The 19,002-nt window shown below is 36.2% G+C and carries 17 protein-coding genes; 3 read left to right on the top strand and 14 right to left on the bottom strand.

Annotation, left to right across the window (positions count from 1 at the left end):
* The first annotated feature begins 50 nt into the window (after positions 1-50).
* Positions 51-1,400 carry a C69 family dipeptidase gene (locus ND855_RS04250; RefSeq protein ID WP_265357330.1) on the top strand — a complete coding sequence of 450 codons (1,350 nt, stop codon included), beginning with the start codon at positions 51-53 and terminating at the stop codon, positions 1,398-1,400.
* Here ND855_RS04250 and ND855_RS04245 read toward each other — a convergent pair.
* From ND855_RS04245 to ND855_RS04230, 4 genes are read right to left on the bottom strand one after another with little or no spacing between them, the layout of a single operon-like run.
* Positions 1,377-2,564 carry a glycerate kinase type-2 family protein gene (locus ND855_RS04245; protein ID WP_265357329.1) on the bottom strand — a complete coding sequence of 396 codons (1,188 nt, stop codon included), beginning with the start codon at positions 2,562-2,564 and terminating at the stop codon, positions 1,377-1,379. The two genes, ND855_RS04250 and ND855_RS04245, sit on opposite strands and share 24 nt — an antisense overlap.
* Positions 2,565-2,569: 5 nt before the next feature.
* The gene (locus ND855_RS04240; protein WP_265357328.1) at positions 2,570-4,831 is read right to left on the bottom strand and encodes an NAD(P)-binding domain-containing protein; all 2,262 of its coding nucleotides are present in this window, start codon (positions 4,829-4,831) and stop codon (positions 2,570-2,572) included.
* A 42-nt stretch (positions 4,832-4,873) separates the two neighbouring features.
* The gene (locus ND855_RS04235) at positions 4,874-6,178 is read right to left on the bottom strand and encodes a sensor histidine kinase (protein WP_265357327.1); all 1,305 of its coding nucleotides are present in this window, start codon (positions 6,176-6,178) and stop codon (positions 4,874-4,876) included.
* The gene (locus ND855_RS04230; RefSeq protein ID WP_265359337.1) at positions 6,175-8,058 is read right to left on the bottom strand and encodes a PP2C family protein-serine/threonine phosphatase; all 1,884 of its coding nucleotides are present in this window, start codon (positions 8,056-8,058) and stop codon (positions 6,175-6,177) included. Before ND855_RS04230 ends, ND855_RS04235 begins: the two co-directional genes overlap by 4 nt.
* Positions 8,059-8,410: 352 nt before the next feature.
* Between ND855_RS04230 and perRA the strand changes: the two genes are divergently transcribed.
* Complete coding sequence (gene perRA, locus ND855_RS04225) at positions 8,411-8,839, top strand: peroxide-responsive transcriptional repressor PerRA (RefSeq protein WP_265359336.1); 429 nt, start codon at positions 8,411-8,413, stop codon at positions 8,837-8,839.
* 27 nt (positions 8,840-8,866) lie between these two features.
* Here the strand turns inward: perRA and ND855_RS04220 are convergent, their stop codons facing one another.
* Positions 8,867-9,238, bottom strand: coding sequence for an LIC11742 family lipoprotein (locus ND855_RS04220; RefSeq protein ID WP_265357326.1), 372 nt, complete (start codon positions 9,236-9,238; stop codon positions 8,867-8,869).
* A 103-nt stretch (positions 9,239-9,341) separates the two neighbouring features.
* Here ND855_RS04220 and ND855_RS04215 point away from each other — a divergent pair, with 103 nt between their 5' ends.
* Entirely contained in the window at positions 9,342-10,325 is a 984-nt protein-coding gene (locus tag ND855_RS04215) for a ketopantoate reductase family protein (RefSeq protein ID WP_265357325.1), read from the top strand.
* Positions 10,326-10,337: 12 nt separating this feature from the next.
* On the opposite strand, the gene ND855_RS04210 is transcribed toward ND855_RS04215, so the two are convergent.
* The 9 genes from ND855_RS04210 to ND855_RS04170 are packed head-to-tail and all read right to left on the bottom strand — an operon-like array spanning position 10,338 to position 18,883.
* Positions 10,338-10,652 carry an ArsR family transcriptional regulator gene (locus tag ND855_RS04210; protein ID WP_108958888.1) on the bottom strand — a complete coding sequence of 105 codons (315 nt, stop codon included), beginning with the start codon at positions 10,650-10,652 and terminating at the stop codon, positions 10,338-10,340.
* A gap of 25 nt (positions 10,653-10,677) precedes the next feature.
* Positions 10,678-11,058 (bottom strand): DoxX family protein, encoded by a 381-nt coding sequence (locus tag ND855_RS04205; protein ID WP_210409702.1) that lies wholly within the window; start codon positions 11,056-11,058, stop codon positions 10,678-10,680.
* A 49-nt stretch (positions 11,059-11,107) separates the two neighbouring features.
* Positions 11,108-12,316, bottom strand: a complete 1,209-nt coding sequence (locus tag ND855_RS04200) for a Crp/Fnr family transcriptional regulator (RefSeq protein WP_265357324.1) — start codon at positions 12,314-12,316, stop codon at positions 11,108-11,110.
* Between the two features lie 41 nt (positions 12,317-12,357).
* Complete coding sequence (locus ND855_RS04195) at positions 12,358-13,752, bottom strand: alkaline phosphatase family protein (RefSeq protein WP_265357323.1); 1,395 nt, start codon at positions 13,750-13,752, stop codon at positions 12,358-12,360.
* 6 nt (positions 13,753-13,758) lie between these two features.
* Positions 13,759-14,967, bottom strand: coding sequence for a metabolite traffic protein EboE (eboE, locus tag ND855_RS04190; protein ID WP_265357322.1), 1,209 nt, complete (start codon positions 14,965-14,967; stop codon positions 13,759-13,761).
* A complete protein-coding gene (locus ND855_RS04185) occupies positions 14,964-16,124 on the bottom strand; it encodes a 3-dehydroquinate synthase (RefSeq protein ID WP_265357321.1) in 1,161 nt (386 codons plus the stop codon). Before ND855_RS04185 ends, eboE begins: the two co-directional genes overlap by 4 nt.
* Before the next feature lie 8 nt (positions 16,125-16,132).
* Positions 16,133-16,996: a UbiA-like protein EboC gene (gene eboC / locus ND855_RS04180; protein WP_265357320.1), complete on the bottom strand. Its 864-nt coding sequence runs from the start codon at positions 16,994-16,996 to the stop codon at positions 16,133-16,135.
* Entirely contained in the window at positions 16,997-18,025 is a 1,029-nt protein-coding gene (locus ND855_RS04175; protein ID WP_265357319.1) for a TatD family hydrolase, read from the bottom strand.
* Between the two features lie 6 nt (positions 18,026-18,031).
* Positions 18,032-18,883, bottom strand: a complete 852-nt coding sequence (locus ND855_RS04170) for an EboA domain-containing protein (protein ID WP_265357318.1) — start codon at positions 18,881-18,883, stop codon at positions 18,032-18,034.
* Positions 18,884-19,002 lie beyond the last annotated feature (119 nt).

Here is a 19,002-nt window from a genome sequence, read left to right as displayed (position 1 = left end):
TGATTCGAATTTTGGTTTGAATTTTTAATATTTCAGATTAACATTCTAGAATGTGCGATACATCTCTTGCGACTGAAAAATTTACAAAAACGCAAAAAAGGATCTTTGCGAAAAACTCAGATAGGGAACCAAATGAAGCCCAATCAATTCTCCATATGCCGCGAATGGAGTATCCAAAAGATTCACTCCTAAAAACCACCTTCATTGAAATACCACAAACATCCGTTACTTATGAAGTTTTTTTATCAAAACCGTTCCATATGTGGGGTGCCGAAATGGGTGTGAATGAATTTGGAGTTTGTATTGGAAACGAAGCTGTATTCACAAATCTCAAAATTCAGAAAAAGAATAACGGCTTAACGGGAATGGATTTAATTCGTTTGGCTTTAGAAAGATCAAAAACAGCAAAAGATGCCTTATTTTTGATTACAGAACTTTTAGAAACTTATGGTCAGGACGCCTGTGGTGGATATGAAAATAAGTCTTTTTTCTACCATAATAGTTTCATCATTGCAGACAGAACTGATGGTTATGTCTTAGAAACGGCAGATCGATATTGGGTAGCAAAAAAAATTGATTCGTATTACGCAATTTCGAATGGACTCACAATCGAAACAGATTTTGAGTATTGTTCTACAAATTTAATCGAAAAATTAAAATATAAATCTAAAGAAGATTTTTCTTTTAAAGCTTATTTTAGTGATTCTTTTTACACTTATATGAGCCATTGCCATGAAAGGAGAAATTTACACCAAAAAACAGCAGAACAGTTTCAAAACATTCATTCTACTTACAATTCAAAACTAGCAATCGAAACATTGAAAACACATCTCATCGATACGAATGAATTTGAACCATGTTTTTCATCAATGAAGTCACTTTGTTTACATGCAACAGGTCCAACAACACCTAACCAGACAAACGGAAGTTTGGTTGTTGAATGGGATACCTCTGAAACTAACCAAGACCCATTGCGTATTTTTTACACTGGAACTTCTACTCCATGTTTGAGTTTATTTAAACCTTTCTTTTTTGGAACAAAAAACTTCATCAATGCATCTAGCTTAGATTCAAATGGAAACTATGCTGACACATTATGGTGGTTACATGAATCTATAGCACGTAAATCAAATTTTGATTACCAAGGTGTAAGATCCATTCTTGTTCCAACACTGGTTGGACTACAAGATTCCATTTATTCAATGACAAAAGATCCTCTTTCCATGCAAAAAAAAGAAGAGATCCAATGGAAGTTTTTAAAAGACCATGTTAACATTCTGAAAAAAGTAGATGATGAATTAATTGATGCAAAGATAGGTAAAAGCCGTTGGCAAAATCCAATTTTTCAACTCTATTGGAATAGCCAAAATCGAAAACTAGGATTTCGCACTTCCAATTAACAGAATCAAAATATCATTTACATTAGTACCTGTGGGTCCAGTGGATACTTGGGCATCTATGTCCTTGAGGATAGGATAAGAATTGGAATTGAGTAATTCTTTTTTTGGATTCCAACCTTTCTTCTCCATTTTATGAATGGAGTCGTTTCCAACAATTCCACCCGCAACATCGGTTGGACCATCTGTCCCATCCGTTCCACCAGACAAAAACATCCAATCCCGTTCTGTAGGATGTTCCTTGAGCAATATCGAAACTCGAAGTGACGTTTCCTGGTTTCGTCCACCTATACCATCCCCCAATACAGGACAAACCATTTCACCACCTAACACAATCATTTGACTCATCGGTGAGTCCAACGCTAAAATAAATTCTTTTTCAATGAGAAAGGATGTCTCTTCTGAAGAACCTGACCAAGTATCACTAATCAATTTAGTCTGATATCCTAATTTTATTCCTTCTTCTAAAATTCGTTGGATGGAACGAGTGAGATTACCTAATATAAAATAATTTTTACTTGGATAGGTAGGTCCTGAAGCAATCGAATTTGGATCATCCCCAATTACATCGGAAATGACCAAAGTATACACTTCCAAGTTTTGGTTTAGTTCCTTTAGAAGTTTTCCACCTTTCACTTTCGAATACTTTTTTCTTTCTGAATTGATTTCCTGAATGGATTTCCCACTCTTTAATAATAGATTCTGTATGTTTGTAAGCTCTTCTAATGTCAGTCCATCAATAGGAATTTCGAATAAACTAGACCCTCCACCAGAAAGCAAAACCACGAGTCGATCATCCTTATCTAATTGTTTTAATTGGTCTAAAACTTCGATAGCATACCGAATTGAATTCTCGTCGGGTATGGGATGGGAAGCCTCTCGATAAGTCCAAATTTTGTCCTCTCCCATCTCAGGGAGTCCCAATGGTAAATGATTGTATTTCGTTAAGACATAACCTTTGTTCACCGGAAATAAATCAGAAAATGATTTAGCCATTGTGTAAGCCGCTTTACCCAAGGAAAATACGAATTGTTTCTTTGACTTGTCAGAGAGTTTCTCCACCAATTCGAGGTTTCCATTACTAAATTCCTGGAACAATTCCTTTGGACTTGCTGCTTTTATCCCTTGCTGGAATAAATAAAGGATTTCATCTCGAAGTGATTCCAATAGTTTTATTTCCTAGTTTTTGCATCTAAGAGATCAAAGCTGATTTGATTTCCATTTAGTTTACCAAAACTCAATACATCAGTTGGACACAAAGAAACACATGCCGAACATCTTACACATTGTACACTGTCCATAGGAATCCCACGACTCGCATAACCCATCACATCAATTCCTTGGTGGCAATTTTTTGTGCAGATATTACATGATATACATTTCTTTTTCTCTGAAAAAATGCGAAACTTACTAAATCTCGCATAAATATGCATAAGTGATGCAAGTGGACAAAACATCCTACACCAAACTCGGCCTGAGTATAAAAAATAACATCCAACACCAACTACACCAGCGAGACCAATATCAACAAAAATGTCGTAATACAATTTGATAGAATCGGCAATCATTTCTCCTAATGATAGAATAGGAAACAAGGACTTCCCATACACACTGAAGAGTTTTAGAACTGTAAGCAAAAAAGCTAAGAAGAGAATGTATTGGCCCGAATGTTCCCATCGATACGCCGTTTTGGAATGTGGCATTTTTTGCCTGTATTCATCCCCTAGAGTTTCAGCAAGTCCACCACAGGAACAAATCCAACCACAATAGACACCTTTCCCATAGTGATACACTAATAATGGAATCAAAACAAAACTAAAAGATAAACCATAAACCAACCAAAAATTTGTAATCCCTCCGTCATACAACACACCCATACTGAGAGGCCATGCTAAAATAAATCCATACGCCTTCCAATACGCATCAGAAGGAAAAATTTCGCGTCTGATAAATCCTTCTGGGCCACCCAAGTAGCCAATATCACCTAACTTTGGTAATATCAACTCAGGTAATAAAAATAAAAAGAAGATCTGGATTCCTATTAAAGACAGTGTTTGGTAAACTATATATTGTGTTTTTCGAACAACCATCCTCCTGATTCCAAAAATCAGAATTGTGAGCGAATATAAGAATGTATAATGGAAAGAAGGATATTTGCCAAACAGTTGGAACTGTTGGTAGGTTGCCAAAAAATAAACTGACAAAAAATACAAAAAAGCAAAAAGGAAATAAGTAACTTTAAAAATTTTCCATCCATCAAACTTTTGTTTGTTTTTGGTAATTGAAATAGTAGCATATAAAATCAAACTCAAGATAGAATAAACGGCGAATGTGGATGCCACTGCGGAAAACCAAAATGGACCATAAAAAGAGGCCTTTCCAAAATAAGCAGTAAATGCAAATCCTAGAAGGCTCGAAAATCCCAACCAATCTAAAAAATTCTTTTGGTTTTGTAACTTAACACCAATTTTCTGAAAAAAATGAAGTGGTGGCAAATTACCAATTAAAATATAAACTAAATCTGATTTGATTTTAAGAGCTGATTCTTTTCCTTTCACAAAAACATTTGTTTCGGTAATTTCTGTTAGTGTTGCGTTATATAGGATTTTAATTTTCCCTTGTGATGAAAGTGTTAGGATCTTTTTTACATTTTCAGATTTTGCTTTATTAAATTCATTCCCTCTATGTATGAGTGTAATCTCTTTTGCATACTCAGAACACAGAATGGCCGATTCTAATGCCGTATCACCTCCACCTACAATGACCACTGATTGGTCCTTGGTGTCTTTCGGATCAATCAAACGGTATAAAACATTAGATCCCATTTCTCCTTTAATTCCTAATTTTTTTGGGTCACCAGATTTTCCCATTGCTATCACAATAGCATTCGTTTGGTATTGAGAGCCAGATTCTGTATCCAAAGTATAACCTATTTGGTCTTTATGGATGTGTATGACTCTTTGGTTTGTTTCAATTTGGATTGGATTTTGTTTTAAAAATTGGTTTAAATCTTTTAAAAGACCTTCTTTGGTTGTATCAACAATTTTGATAGCAGAACTTCCAACATAATCACTTGGTTCTGCAAAGATTGGTTTTCCATTGGGGTAACTCTGGATGGTTTGGAAAGGTAAATTAGATTCTAAAACGATATACTTTTTTCCCAAACGTTTTGCTTCTAAAGCACAAGAAACACCTGAAGGACCTGAACCAATGATCACAACATCATAACGATCATTTTTAAAATTTGGAATGTGATTCCAAACTTGTACACCACTTTCTGTAGCCATTTTCAAAAGTGGAACACCCGTTAGATCTCCAATCACAAATACATTCGGTAAATTTGTTTCATAGGAGTCAGATAATTCTGGGTAAACTTCCACTTCACCAGTGGGAGATGAGTTCTTTAACCAATTAAAATAAACTTGTGGCCACATACCATTGTATTGGACATGTGGTTCGAAAAAAAAGAAACCAATTTAAGGTGAGTTGGGAATTCTGATCGTGATTTTTGTCCCATGATTTGTTGAACTTGTCACATTCATAGTACATCCTTGGTTCCTTAACATTTCCGTACAAACTAAAAGGCCAAGTCCCGTTCCTTTTTCACCTTGGGTTCCAAATGTTGTAGGAAACGGTTTCCCTTCTCCAATTTGCCGAATTTGATCCTTTGACATTCCAATTCCCATGTCGACAATACTTAAGTCTACGAAATTTGGTCCTGTCATACTAGTTATGGTAACAGTTCCTTTGGGATGTGAGAATTTAATCGCATTGGAGAATAAATTCCTGATGACTGTGCTAATCATTCTCTCATCACAGTAGACCATTAATGGATCTGAAAGTTGGATCTGCCATTGGATTCCCTTATCCGTTGCTTGTAATTCCAAAATATCTTTTGCATTTTCGGTCACAGCACATAAATTGATGAATTCCAAATTAATGGGAATTTTTTTGGATTCATTCCTCACCCAATCAAGTAAATTTTCCAAGACCAAGTAAGATTGGTTTGTACTTTTTTTTAATTCTTTGAGTGCGATTAGCAATTCCTCGCGATCTGGTAAGGTTTCGTTTAAAAATCCTAAATAGGAATTCATCGTTCCAATCGGACCTTTTAAGTCATGGGCTAAAATGGAAAAAATTCGATCTTTATGTTCGTTGGTTCGTATCATCTCTTGTTGGATACGATTGGTATTTCTTAAGAAATAAAACATGATGAGGGCAACAAAGAATAAACAAGATACAACCGAATTCACACGAAACAATTCTTGGACTTTGGGATCATACAACAACGTGCCTTCTCGGAATTTTCCTGGTGTTCCAAAAAATTCAAACCAAATATAAAATAGATTATTAGTTAAAAAAACGAGAAGGATCCAAAACTTATCTTCGTAAGAGAAAAGTACAAAAGGAGCTAAAGCAAATACCAAAAAATAATAATAAAAACCACCTGAATTTCCAAAACTGATAAAAGAAACAAATACCAATGGAATCGAAATTGTAAAAATTAAGAAAATCCTAGCAAGTGAATACTGTTCCTTAAAATTCAAATATAGAATATAAGAAAATATGCAGATCACTGAAAGATGAATGCAATTCATGATCCAAACATTCGGTGCACCAGCAATTACAAACAAAATGGAATATTGGATATTGGAGAATATTCCTAAAATGGCGATTAAATTGGCCAACTGCACCCTAACCGAAGTTTGAAGGTCCAATTGGTGATTGACTCCTAAGTTGAGTAAATATCGTAACCCAATTTTATGGAAAACCAATTTCATAGGAAATCGATCGTAAAGTAAGTTACATCATCTGACAATCGAAAAGTAAATTTTTTGATTTCCGATTTGATTTTTTCGTTTAGTTCCTTAGGACTTAATACAATTCCTTCTGAAAGTTGAGATCGTAGTCGGGCTTCACCGAACATTTCCTTTGACCGGTTATGGCTTTCCGTGATACCATCCGTATAAAAAAAGAATCGATCTCCAGGTAGTAGTGGGTGTGTAAAAGTTTCTAAAAACACATCTTTTTTCCAACCCATGATAGGTCCACGACCACCTAATGCCTCTAATGTGTTTTCCTTTCGATTTTGGTGGAATGGACTTGGATGTCCCATCACCGAATACTGAAACACTTGGTTTTTCAGATCAAAATGACTTGCCACAGCGGTGATGTAGTTTTTCTCAACGACCGGTAACATCTTTAAATTCAATTCAGTTAAAAATTGAGAGGGATCTTTGATTTTTGGTGCAATTTCCAGAAAATTAACTTTTAGCATCCCTGCAATGAGTGCGGCAGCAATCCCATGCCCTAAAACATCGCATAACAAAAAAGTAAGTGATCCATCATCGTGAATATAGTAATCAAAATAATCCCCACCTATCTTTTCCATAGGCATAAACATAGAGGCAACATTCAGAGTTTGGTATTGAAATTCCATAGGTGGGATTAACTTGGATTGCAGACTTGCTGCCATGACAAGATCATCATGTAAAAGTTTATATTGTTTTTGTAATTCTTGTGTTCGGAGAGTAACAATCATCTCCAAAGATTCATTTAAATTGCGTAACTCTTTTTTGGTTCTCGAACTTTGTAAGGCAATCGCAAGAACTCCAGAAAATAAAAAGGTTAATATTCCATATTGGGTTAAGTATGCATTTTTTCCTGTGATGAAGTCTGTTAATACATCTGCAATTCCAAAAAATGTAGCAAGCAGTGCGCCCAAAGAGACAACAATCGCTTCTGGTGTTTTATTATAATTTCGGGCAAGCAGTTGGACTAAAATAGGTACTTTAATCCCAAGTAAAATATACCAAACATACACAAAATAAAACCGAACATCTGGATTGAGTTCGAATAATTGGATCAACGCCAAAATAGAATCGAATAAAAAGGTAAGGAATGCAATTTTTGTAATCCTTCGTTCAAATAATGTATGAACGAATAACATAATAAAGACGGGAAAGATAAATTGGCAAAAGAAAAGTAACCTTACCAATACTTCTGGATTAATCCCTAAAAAGTGAATTTTGTTTAATGCTGGTAAACGCCAACATACAAAAAAAATGGCAGTTCCAGCAAGATATAATCCAGATTTAGAAGAACGATTTAAGGCATATCCAATTGCTTGTTGTAAAAAAATTCCGAAAAACAAGGCAGCCATGACAATCTGATTTACATCCTCATAAATCATTTTGTCTTTGATCTCATTCTGAGTACCAAACATTGGAGTTGACCTAAATAATCCACAACGGAATTGGGTTTCCCTACATTCAATGTTAACTTCAAGATGATTATCACCTAACAATACAATTGAATTTGGAATTTCATAATAACGTACCTTATGCCAATACGCATAATAATTGGGTGATAAACCACCCGTATTACCAATGAGTTTTCCATTCCAAAAGGTTTGGTCAGCAGAATGGACTCGATCTAAATACACTGATAAGGAAGATTCTGGTAATTTTGTAATGGGAATTGTTAGATGGTATTTCCCCCTCAGAGGAACTTTATATCCTTGTTCGACAAGAGGAACTCCAACCTGAATTTGTTTGGGATTGGATTCACCTTCTAATTGGAATGTCCAACCTGATTCTAATGGGATCATTTCCGCCGAAAGGGAAACACTAAACAAAGATACACACAAAAAGTATTTCATCATGGTACTTGCTTGGAACACCGAGAGGATTGAAATGTGAATCTCGGGAAGTGCAAGGATTTTTTTACGTTTGCCAGATTCATAAATTGAATCCTCACTCACCAAAAAATCATAAAACCAATAGTTCTTTCAAAATAAATCTAACAGATGTTATCCTATCCGTAATTCCAAATCTCCGATCAGTATGACTTCTGATCCCTTTCGGGAAAAGAACGAGTCTCGGAAAGGTACAGTCGTTTTGTAGTAAATTCCACAAGATGGGAACAAATTCCTATAAAAAGAGGCCGACTTTTATATTTAGACTTAGTCTAATTATTGACAAAATTAAGTAGGGAGAGAAATTGCAATGGTAATGGATTTAAGTTACCAAAAAACAAAGGAACTTTTGGAATCTCATGGAATACGTCCCACTTCCCAACGATTGGAAATGGCTCACCTACTCCTTGAGAAACACCAACATTTGTTTGCCGAAGAAGTTTTCCATTTGGTGAATACTCACTTTCCCCATGCATCCCGGGCGACCATTTTTAATAACCTAAAGTTGTTCGCGGAAAAAGGTTTGCTTGGTACGTTAGAACTAAAGTCAGGTGTCACTCATTTTGATTCCAATACAAGTGTCCACCACCATGCGCTCGATGAAACTTCTGGAGAGATTGTAGACATCGAACTCAATGATTCCTTGGAAGAAAAGGTACTCCTAGAATTAAAGGAAAGTTATTTTCAGAAAACTGGAAAGGAATTACAAAACCCAAAACTTGTCATCACCTTAAGAGGGAAATAAATTTCCCCCCCAAGGGGATTCTTGGATTTATTTTTTAATTTTGTCCCTGTATTTGATCGCAATCGCAGATGCATTCCAAATCACTCGATTCCAAACAATTAACAAAATGCTTTTTTGTCTAATTTCAAATCGATAGTTGATGATATCATCTCCACCTTTTTCTCTCGCTTGTTTTAATAAATCACTGTAACCAGTTTCACCTGTTAAAACAACCAAGAACCAAGTGACAAATTCACCTTGGGTTTCAACAGGTCCAATGATTTGGTAGTCATCAGAATTCATAACATACTGAGTCATGTTGGCAGCAAGACCAGGAGTACGTAACTCTGAGTAGACACAATTCCCAAGTAAGGAACCAACTAACAACAATGGCAAAATGCGAATCAGAATCTTTTTCATTTTAGACCCCTTTTTGATGGATTTCTTTTTTTACTGAAATTCAAAAAAGAGTCAATAAAAAAGAGAAGATTTTTCTTTATGAAGAAATAGAATCGTTTTAAATATGAACGATGGATATCCTTCAATTGCAATTTGTGGAATTGGCTCTGTTACTGTTACCATATTACATGCCTTTCACCAAAACAAAGTTCCTTATAAAATCCTTTGCAAAGACCAAAACAGACTTTTTTCCTTAAAAGAAAAACCAATCCAATTTAAAGGTCCAAATGGTGTTACAACTGAAATAATCTTAAAAGACCATTTAACATTGGTTCAAGACAATACCGAAACATTTGACTACATCATCTTGGGTTGCAAAAACCAATTATTAAACGAATACCTTACAATCACGAAAAACCATTTAAATCCAAATGGGAAATGGATCTTAATCCAAAACGGCTTACCAGAAGAACACTTCCCGAATTTTAAAAACAAAATTATTTCTGGTGTTGTTGGATGGAATACACAAGTTTTAGAAAATGGAATCTACTTTCAGTCCAATCCAGGTAGTTTAGTACTAGGTGGTTCGGACCAAACCAAACCAAATTTGATCTGGGAAACACTCCTAAAACCTTGGATCGATGTTGTACTCACCGACCACATTACTGGCTATAGGTGGCATAAACTTGCCATCAATTCCATCATCAATGGACTTGCCGCTTCTAAACAATTGACTTTGGGGCAATTATTTCTAAACCAAAAAGGACGAAACCAAGCAATCACTGTCCTCACAGAAATCAAAGAACTGATGTCCAAGTTGCAGATCAAAGAAGGAGTGGTTCCTGGTTCCTTTCCCATCCAAAAACTTGGGGGAGGAAAAGGATCATTACCACTTTGGATTCGCCATTTGGTACTGATCTTACTGGGTTTAAAGTATTTTAAAATCAGAACCTCAATGGTCCAAGACTTAGATCATAAACGAAAAACAGAAATTGAATTTATCAATGGTGAAGTCGTAAGTGAAGCAAGCAAAATTGAATTATCTGTTCCAATAAATGAAAGAATTGTGAATGAAGTATTGAAGATAGAAAGTGAATTCCCCTCGTAACAGGTTTGGGAATTACTTTCCTAATTTCAAAAGTTCGGAGATTGTGTGATTGGCTTCGACAGGGTGTCTCAGTTTCTGGTCTGTTTGGATGATGTATTGGTTCCGGCGCCCATCCTTACTTTTCTGTAATACCGACGCATCCACTAAATCTTTCACAATGGTTTGCACAGCTCTTTCCGTAATCCCAACTAGCACTGCAACATCCTTCAATCGCATTTCGGGGTCCTTACTCAAACAAATGAGTACGTGAGCGTGGTTTGATAAGAACGTCCATTGTCCTAATTTTTTAGGACTTTCTTTAGGTTTCCGTTTTAAGTCTTTTGTCATTCGATCTTAGAACCTTAATTTTCGATTATGTAGATTCAGACAATTTGAAATCACGAACGGCCCATGCCCAATAAATAAACAAAAATTGAAATGGTAACCTAACGTATAATGCCCAAATCGGAACTCCAAAGTCCTTTCCGTCTAACGCTTCTAATAACATATTGATATTAGCAGGATAAATCGCTAGTAAGAGGAGGATGATTCCATAACATGCCAATTTTCTCATCCGTTCGTATAAAACAAGAAGGCCAAGAGTGATTTCAGAAAGACCACTGGTAACATTGAGTAATTCGTGAAAAGGTAGATAGTCAGGCATCATTTCCAGGTAAAATTCAGGTGAAAAGAAATGGTTAGTGCCTGCGACTATATAAAACAAAGCAAGGGAATACACGAAAAACTTTTTCATCACCGAACTAAATCACAGATTGGAAAAATTGATACAAATTTTAGAAGGGTTAGGCAACAATTTGACCCTCTTTTGATTTGAAGTGGCCCAATTTTTCTTCCAAACGTTTTCTACTTTTAATGGTAATGCGGTTGGGTTCGATCACAAGGTTTGTATCTGCTTTGAATTCATCGATACTTTCCTGTTTTAGTTTGATGATCCCGCACATATTACACAACTCTTCCATCTGGATATAAATCGTATGGGGAGTGGATAAACTTGCGTCTAAATTTCGGCCGAGTCGAATGTCCTGGTCACGGATGGAATTGTACAAATATGCATATAGTCTGGTGACTGGTGTTTTCAAACGTAATATGACCAGTCTTTGGTGGGAAAACCAAATACGACGTGCAATACTCTCAAAAATCTTTTGCAGTAAAGATGGCCCAACTGACTCAAATAAATTCTCTGGAGTCACTCTTAGGATTTTGCTTTTGGTTTCTGTGATCGCTGATGCCATCCTCGGAGCATTGTCAATGAGGGACATTTCACCGAAAATCTCACCAGGCCCTAGGACATCGATAACGTATTCAAATCCACGAACAATTCCAAATAGTTTTACATTCCCTTCTAACACAACGTAGATCTCGTTACTCTTTTCACTTTCCACAAAAAGAACTTCGCCGGCTTCCAAAGTGGACTGCATATTGTCCCAAGGAAATGGTTTGTAGGAAGTGGCAACTGACTTAAATAAGTCGGACGCTTCCTGTACATTGTCTGTGGAATTGTTTTCTTTAGACCATTTGAGAAAAGCTTGCAAAGAATAAGCAGCAAGACTTGGTTTTTGCCAAGAAAGATAAGTCCGTGCATTTTGTACCAAACGTTCGGGATGGTATTCACGATCTGCTGGTTTATTTGCTTTTGATAGATGTTTTTGAAGGGTTCTCAATTCTCTAGAATAAAGGCCTAAAATTTTCATCGCAAGTTCTTTCCGTTCTTTCAAGTAAGAACCGAGGAGGCGGATTGGAATTTGCACCAGTTCTACATCTGTGTCAGCAAATAATGTGACAAGGAACCTATGTTCTGTGAGTGCTGAAACCAATCCAAAACTATCCCCCGCTTCATAATAAGCAAGTTCATGGTCAACAACGATGTGTTCGGAATCTACCGAAACCCGGCCCGATTTAACGATGAAAAAATTCCCAGTATTTACGGAATTTTGGACAACAATGGCTGCCCCTTTCGAGTATGTTACAATTTTGATATCTTCTACGGACACTGAATTAAAAAAAATGATTTATAAAGGTACGAGTCAAACATTTAAATCTCAGAAGTCATCTGCTCCCAGATGAAATCGTACACTTTTATAGCAGAAATATTTTTCTTAGGGAGTGGGATTTCTGCTGCAAAAATAGGGTAAAATTCTGGACTCCTTGGAATTCCACCATGAGAACCTCTTACCAAGTCTGCATCTAATGGAATCACATCCATTAAGTAACGAAACCCAAGTTTTTTCTTGATTAATGTCCAAATCACCTTCCATTTTACAAACTTTTGACTTGGGTTTAAAAAGAGTTCTGCGGGATCATACCCAGGTTTTCGATGGATGTCCACCAAGCGGGCGTAATCTGGAGCCTCTTTGTCATTCATCCAATAATAGTAAGTAAACCAATAACCTTCTTTTGCGACTAAAACAAGATCCCCTGATCTTTCATGGTGAATGTGGTATTTTTTTTGTTCTTTTTTATCCAGAACTAAGTCCACACCTGGTATTTGTTTGGCGATTTTTTTTGTAAGTTGTAAGGATTTTTCATCCTTACAATAAATATGTGAGATTTGGTGGTCAGAAACGGCAAATGCCCGAGATGCACCCGGGTCCAAATGTTCATACCAACGTTCCTTTCTTACTTGTATCAGATTGTTTTCTCTTAAAATTCGATTGATATGAATGGGAGTGTGAACATCACTAATTCCATATTCAGAAAGTAAAATCACTTTGGCATTTTTCTTTTGATAGGATTCCACTAATTCTTTTACAATCTGATCCAGTTCAAATAGTTCCTTTTTTAGTTTGGATACGTTTGAACCAACCTTTTGCAACCCATAATCCAAATGGGGTAAATACACGAATGTCAATGTTGGATCATACTTTTCATCCACATAAAGAGTGGCATCTTTGATCCATTTAGTAGAACGAATGTTTGCATTTGGTCCCCAAAAATGAAATAAAGGGAAAGCTCCGAATTTCTTTTGCAGTTCATCTCTAAGTTCAGGTGGATGGGAATAACAATCAGGTGCTTTAACTCCATCTGCATGGTATTGTGGTCTGGGTGTTACAGAATAATCTGCCGAAGAGTACATATTGTACCACCAAAACATTTTGGAACATGTAAACTTAGGATCTATTTTTTTGGCTTTCTCCCAAATTTTTTCTCCATAAACCAGATGATTGGATTGTTTCCAAAATTTCACTTCGGAATCATTTCGATCATACCATCCATTCCCCACAATCCCATGTTGACTTGGCCATGTACCAGTTAGGTATGTACTCTGTGTGCTTGTTGTGACACCAGGTAACATTGGTTCAATGAGTGTATGGTTTTTAGATGTAAGATATTCTTTTAAAAAGGGAGTGTGTTCCGATATGACAGATTTCGAAACCCCCACGATATTGATGACAACGGTTTTTTTGAATTTTGTTTTTGTTTGTTTCATTTGGATTTAGTTTTTCTTTTCACTCAAAATTGTTTTTACCCAATTGAGTTCTCTTACGATGGATGATTCTAATGTAATTTGTAAAGGTGTAGGAAGGACATTCCAAGTGTAAGTTTCAATTTCCAATACATTTGTAAAAGGTGATTGTTTCTGCATTTTCAACACTGCAATCAATTCTTCTTGGGTAGACAAAAACTCACCATACGAATCCAAAAAGATAGGAACATGGAAATGGATTCTCCATTCTTCACCCATCTCTGCACCATTGAGGATCGCTTCCCCTAAATCTTGATATGAAAGCATCGTTCCATTTTGTTTTACGGCCACTACTTGGTGTAAGTATTTTTTTTCATCAAAGGGTTTTAATAAATTGAGTTTTCCTTCGATCGATCCAGAAAACTCCACCTTTAAAGCGGAACTCACTTGGATCCTACCTACTTTGATTCCAGTTCGTTCTAACTCTGAAAACAAACCATCGTTCATCTCGTGTGTGACTGCTAGGTGGCACACATCCAAACATAATCGAATGTGTTCTTTCGTATTTTGGATGGCAATTCCTTCATCAAATCCAAATTCTTTACTTAAAATTGGTACTGCCATAGGCAAAAGTTCTTTTTCGTACCAATGGACCAAGTTTGCAAAAGTTCCGAGGAAACCATCAGGTTCTGGTTCAATGTCTAAGTGTAGGATTCGTGATTCCTTTTTTTTAATTCGGATCAAGTCGACTAGTGTTTGGATGATGAAATGATTACATTTATTTTTTCTTTTTTCAAAATCTGTTTCATTGGACTCAAAATAGAGATACGAAAGTGGAGGGGTGGAAACACCTCCTTCCTCTCCTTGAGGTAACATTTCATTTAATAATAAAAACAATCGTTTTGTATAATCATACCTTTCTAACGTTGACCAATCGGGATGATAAACTTTCTCTTTCACAACATCAGAATGGAATCCTCCATACGGGAATCCATTGATCGATATCACATACATCGATTCCTGTTTGAGCCAATTTTTCCATTCGAATAGATTTTCTTCTTGGGAAAGGCTTAGCGAAGCTTCATTGGATAAACGAAGGCCTATTCCAAAAGGTTCATTCGGTGAAATTTGTGATTTGATCTTAGGAAGATAGATTTTTAATTCCTGAAAATGGTCTTCCCAAGATTCTCCGATATGGATATTGGAACAATAGGTTAAGTGTCCAAATTTTGTTTTCATCGGAAATTAACCATAATATCAAAAGCAGACATTAAAATAGATTGATCCATGGAATACACTTCTTTCGGTTTTCCGATTCCATCTAACATTAACAATGTGAGTTTACCACCTAGATGTTCTCTAAACTCTTCCAAGGCTATTTCTAAATTTTCTTTTCCTTTCTCTAATAGAATTGGGAAATTCAATGTAAACCCGAGTCCCAATAACAAACGTAAGATACGCAAATATTCTTTTTCTTCTAAATCACCACTCAAAAAAGAATAGATCGAATCGAGTGCAATTCCCACCGCCACTGCTTCACCATGACGAATGGAAAAATTGGAAAGGTATTCTAATTTATGTGCAAACCAATGCCCAAAATCCAAAGGCCTTGAGGAACCAAATTCGAAAGGATCTCCACTCCGAATGTGTTCTATATGCAGTCTTGCACAGTCAAAGACTAACTGTTCCATCACACCGATGTCTCGGTTCACGAGTGATTGAACATTCGATTCAATCCAACGAAAAAAAGTTTCCTCTTTAATCAACGATACCTTTACAGCTTCCGCTATCCCAGAACGCCAATCTCTCTCATCCAAGGAAACAAGAAACGAAGAGTCATTAAAAACGGCAATGGGTGGTGCAAACGTACCTAAGAAGTTTTTTTTCCCAAGGTAATTGATGCTATTTTTGACTCCTACTCCCGAATCATTTTGGGAAAGGACAGTAGTTGGAATCCTTATCAAACGAATGCCTCGATGGGATACCGCTGTTGCAAATCCTACCATATCAAGGAAGGCACCACCACCAATAGCCATTACATAGGAGTGCCTATCTATCCCATACTCACTGATGGCAGAGGAAACCAATTCCCAAAATTCATTTTGGTTTTTTGCATTTTCACCTCCAGGGATGGTCAAAATATTTTTTACTAATTGAACAGATGTTACATTAGTTTCAAAATAGGAATGTATGGAATCCAATAGGTGATTTTGGTGTTCCAGGATTCCATTATCAACAACAACCAAAACTTTCTTTTTTGTTCCTTCTTGTTCTTGGAAATCAAAAAAATTACTTATTACCGAATTTCCTAAAGCGAACAGATGTTTTGCGAAAAATACTTCATATCGATAGGATACTTGAAACTCAGATTGGATACTATTAAATCGATTTGACATTTTATCTGTTATGTGACTGCAAAATACTTTGCGATTAAAAATGACAAAGGTAACATAAAAAGAATGAGAATTGCAATTGGTATCACACCAGAAGCGGCGGCAAAACTGGCGTTCAAAAGGATTAATGTTAATACTCCCATTTTTACTGACTTCCCGATCAAAGTTGGTATTGGATTTTGAATGGCTCGCCAAAGTGTTGGGAATAAAATCAAAGAATGTAGTGTGATAAAAGGAAGTGTGAAAAGGAAGTAGTGATTGTAAAAGGAATAGATGAGTTGTGAACAAAATACACCCAAATACAAAAATCCCGCTATCAAAAATCGAATTTTGCCACCTCCAAAAACTTCATTTTGGCTTATTGATGTAATTGCAGCTATATATAATATTGGCAACACAGATAAACTAACAAGAGTAAATGGAATTGATTTTAGGATTGTCATACCTAATACCAAATTTAGACCTCTGCATATCCCCATAACGATTGGTCCGAATACCAAATGGTATTTTGCAAATCGATTGTAGATGATGACAAATAGTACAATCGAAACTGAAATGATAAAACTGATTTCACTGTAAAGGAAAGAGAAAAGAAGTCCCAGACCAAACAGAGAAATTCCCATATACAATGCATGTTTGGCAGGTACTTTTCCCGATGGGATCGGTCTTTCCGGTCTTTCGATTGAATCGATATTCCGATCAAAATAATCATTGAGGACAACACCACCACCATACAAACAAATACTCGCAAGTATTAATAATCCACCTTCTTTCACCCAAGGAAAAGAAACTATGGCCATACCCGCTAAAATATCTGCGACTGCTGTGACAAGATTTGCTGGTCTTAGTAAGATGAGGTAACTTTTAAAATTCATTTAATCGATATAGAGAGAGTTTTGATTCCATTTGGGAAGTTGTCCACCTCGCAAAACAGAATTGCCATGGAATTTTTCATTTGGATCGGAAGGGGTACTCGATTCAAAATCAGATACTTGGATTTGACCACTTTTGGAAAATGCTTCGATTGCATTTTCATAAGTTACCTTACGGATATCATCATTTGGTATCCCACGGCTTACCATAAGAGCAGCAGTTTTTGGAATGGCAAGTGGATCCGAGATGCCCCAATCCGCGCTTGAATTGATCATAATTCTCTCAGCACCATATTGTTCTACAATTGATACCATTCTTTTGTTTCCCATTTTTGTAAATGGATAGATTGTGAAGGCAGCATAAAAACCTTGGTCTAACACAGACTTAACTGTCTCTTCATTATTATGATCCACAATGACCCAAGAAGGATCTAATCCATGTTCTATGGCGATCGACATACTCCTTTCAGTACCTCTTTTTTTATCTCTATGTGGTGTATGGATTTGCACAGGTAATTTGGCTTCTTTAGCTAATTCTAACTGTAAACGATAGTATTTTTCTTCTAACTCTGTTTGGTCATCAAATCCGATTTCACCAACCCCAACCACTCCTTCTTTATAAATATAAAGTGGTAAAATCTCCATGACTTCTTCCGCCAATCGTTCGTTATTTGCTTCTCTCGAATTAAGACCAATGGTACAATAATGTTTGATTCCAAATTGAGAAGAACGAAACCGTTCCCAACCAACTAAACTACTGTAATAGTCTTTAAAACTTGAGAGACCTGTGCGAGGTTGCCCTACCCAAAAAGCAGGTTCGATGACAGCCACAATTCCAGCTTGTGCCATATTTTGGTAATCATCAGTTGTCCGAGAAACCATATGAATATGAGGGTCAAAAAATTTGAATCCTTGGATTTTATCTTTATATTCATCCCATTGCAAATCCATGTGCGTAGGAGTGTCATTTGTAATGTTTGGATTCTCAAAATGGGAAGGATTTGTTGTTTGATCTGATTGTTTTTCACACATAAAAAATTAATGATTGTTTCCTAATTTAGACCAATCCCATTTCCCATTTTTGATTTCTTCGAGGAATTTTGGATGTTTTGTTCCTAATAATTGGTATGAGTTCAATTCTGATTGTGAACAAATTAAACTAGCTGCAATCACATCTTCCTTTCTTTGTGATTTGAATAAAGTTTCGACTAGGTAGAGTTCTCCTTCTGAAAGATAAGGAACCATTAATTGCCAAACATCAGGAAGGACATCTCTTCCTGCTGACCACCTCTCTTTTACATAACTCACTAAACTCATTGAGAGGTTTTGGTTTTTTCTTTCTGACAATCCATAAATCATTTGGATTGGTTTTTCATTGAAGATTGTTTTTAAAACCAATTGGTTCCAAGCTAACTCAGGAAACTCTCGGTAAGGGAAAGGATTATGCAAAGCAATCGCATCAAAAACAAATCCCATGTTGGATCGAACTGCATCCGTTGCTCTCGGTAACCAAACTTGTGGGTAAGGAAGAATCGGTAAGGAAGAAAACAAGGCAACCAATTCATTTAATTCCGCGGTATCAAACAACGTTTCAATTTTTTCGATCAATTCTACTTTTGGAAGTGTTACTAGAAAACCGAGGAACCAAACACGGCTTAAACGAACCAAATTCCATTGATCCACTTGAAATCCTGGCAGATTTGGAATTAAATTTTGAACTTCTGACTCTTCTTGGATGAGGGTTTTTGAAAGAAACCTTGGTGCTTTGACAAAGGCAGTCATGAGTGAATTCGGATTGTCTTTCGGAATCGAGTCCAACCACTTCAGTTCTGAGTTGGTTGTATGTTTTTTGAGCAAAGGATAAAAATAGGAAGAATAAGACGTTGGCATAAAAAACAACTAAGAGAATGATTTTTGGGAACAAAAGTGGAGTAAACCAAATATTAGTGGTTTTACGATCCTTTCCTCCCTCTGCTTAATTTTCAAACATTAGTATGTCTCTTATCCAG

Origin of the sequence: Leptospira paudalimensis, from assembly GCF_026151345.1 — a bacterium.
Lineage (GTDB): Bacteria > Spirochaetota > Leptospiria > Leptospirales > Leptospiraceae > Leptospira_A > Leptospira_A paudalimensis.
This window is presented reverse-complemented; position numbering and strand designations above follow the sequence as displayed.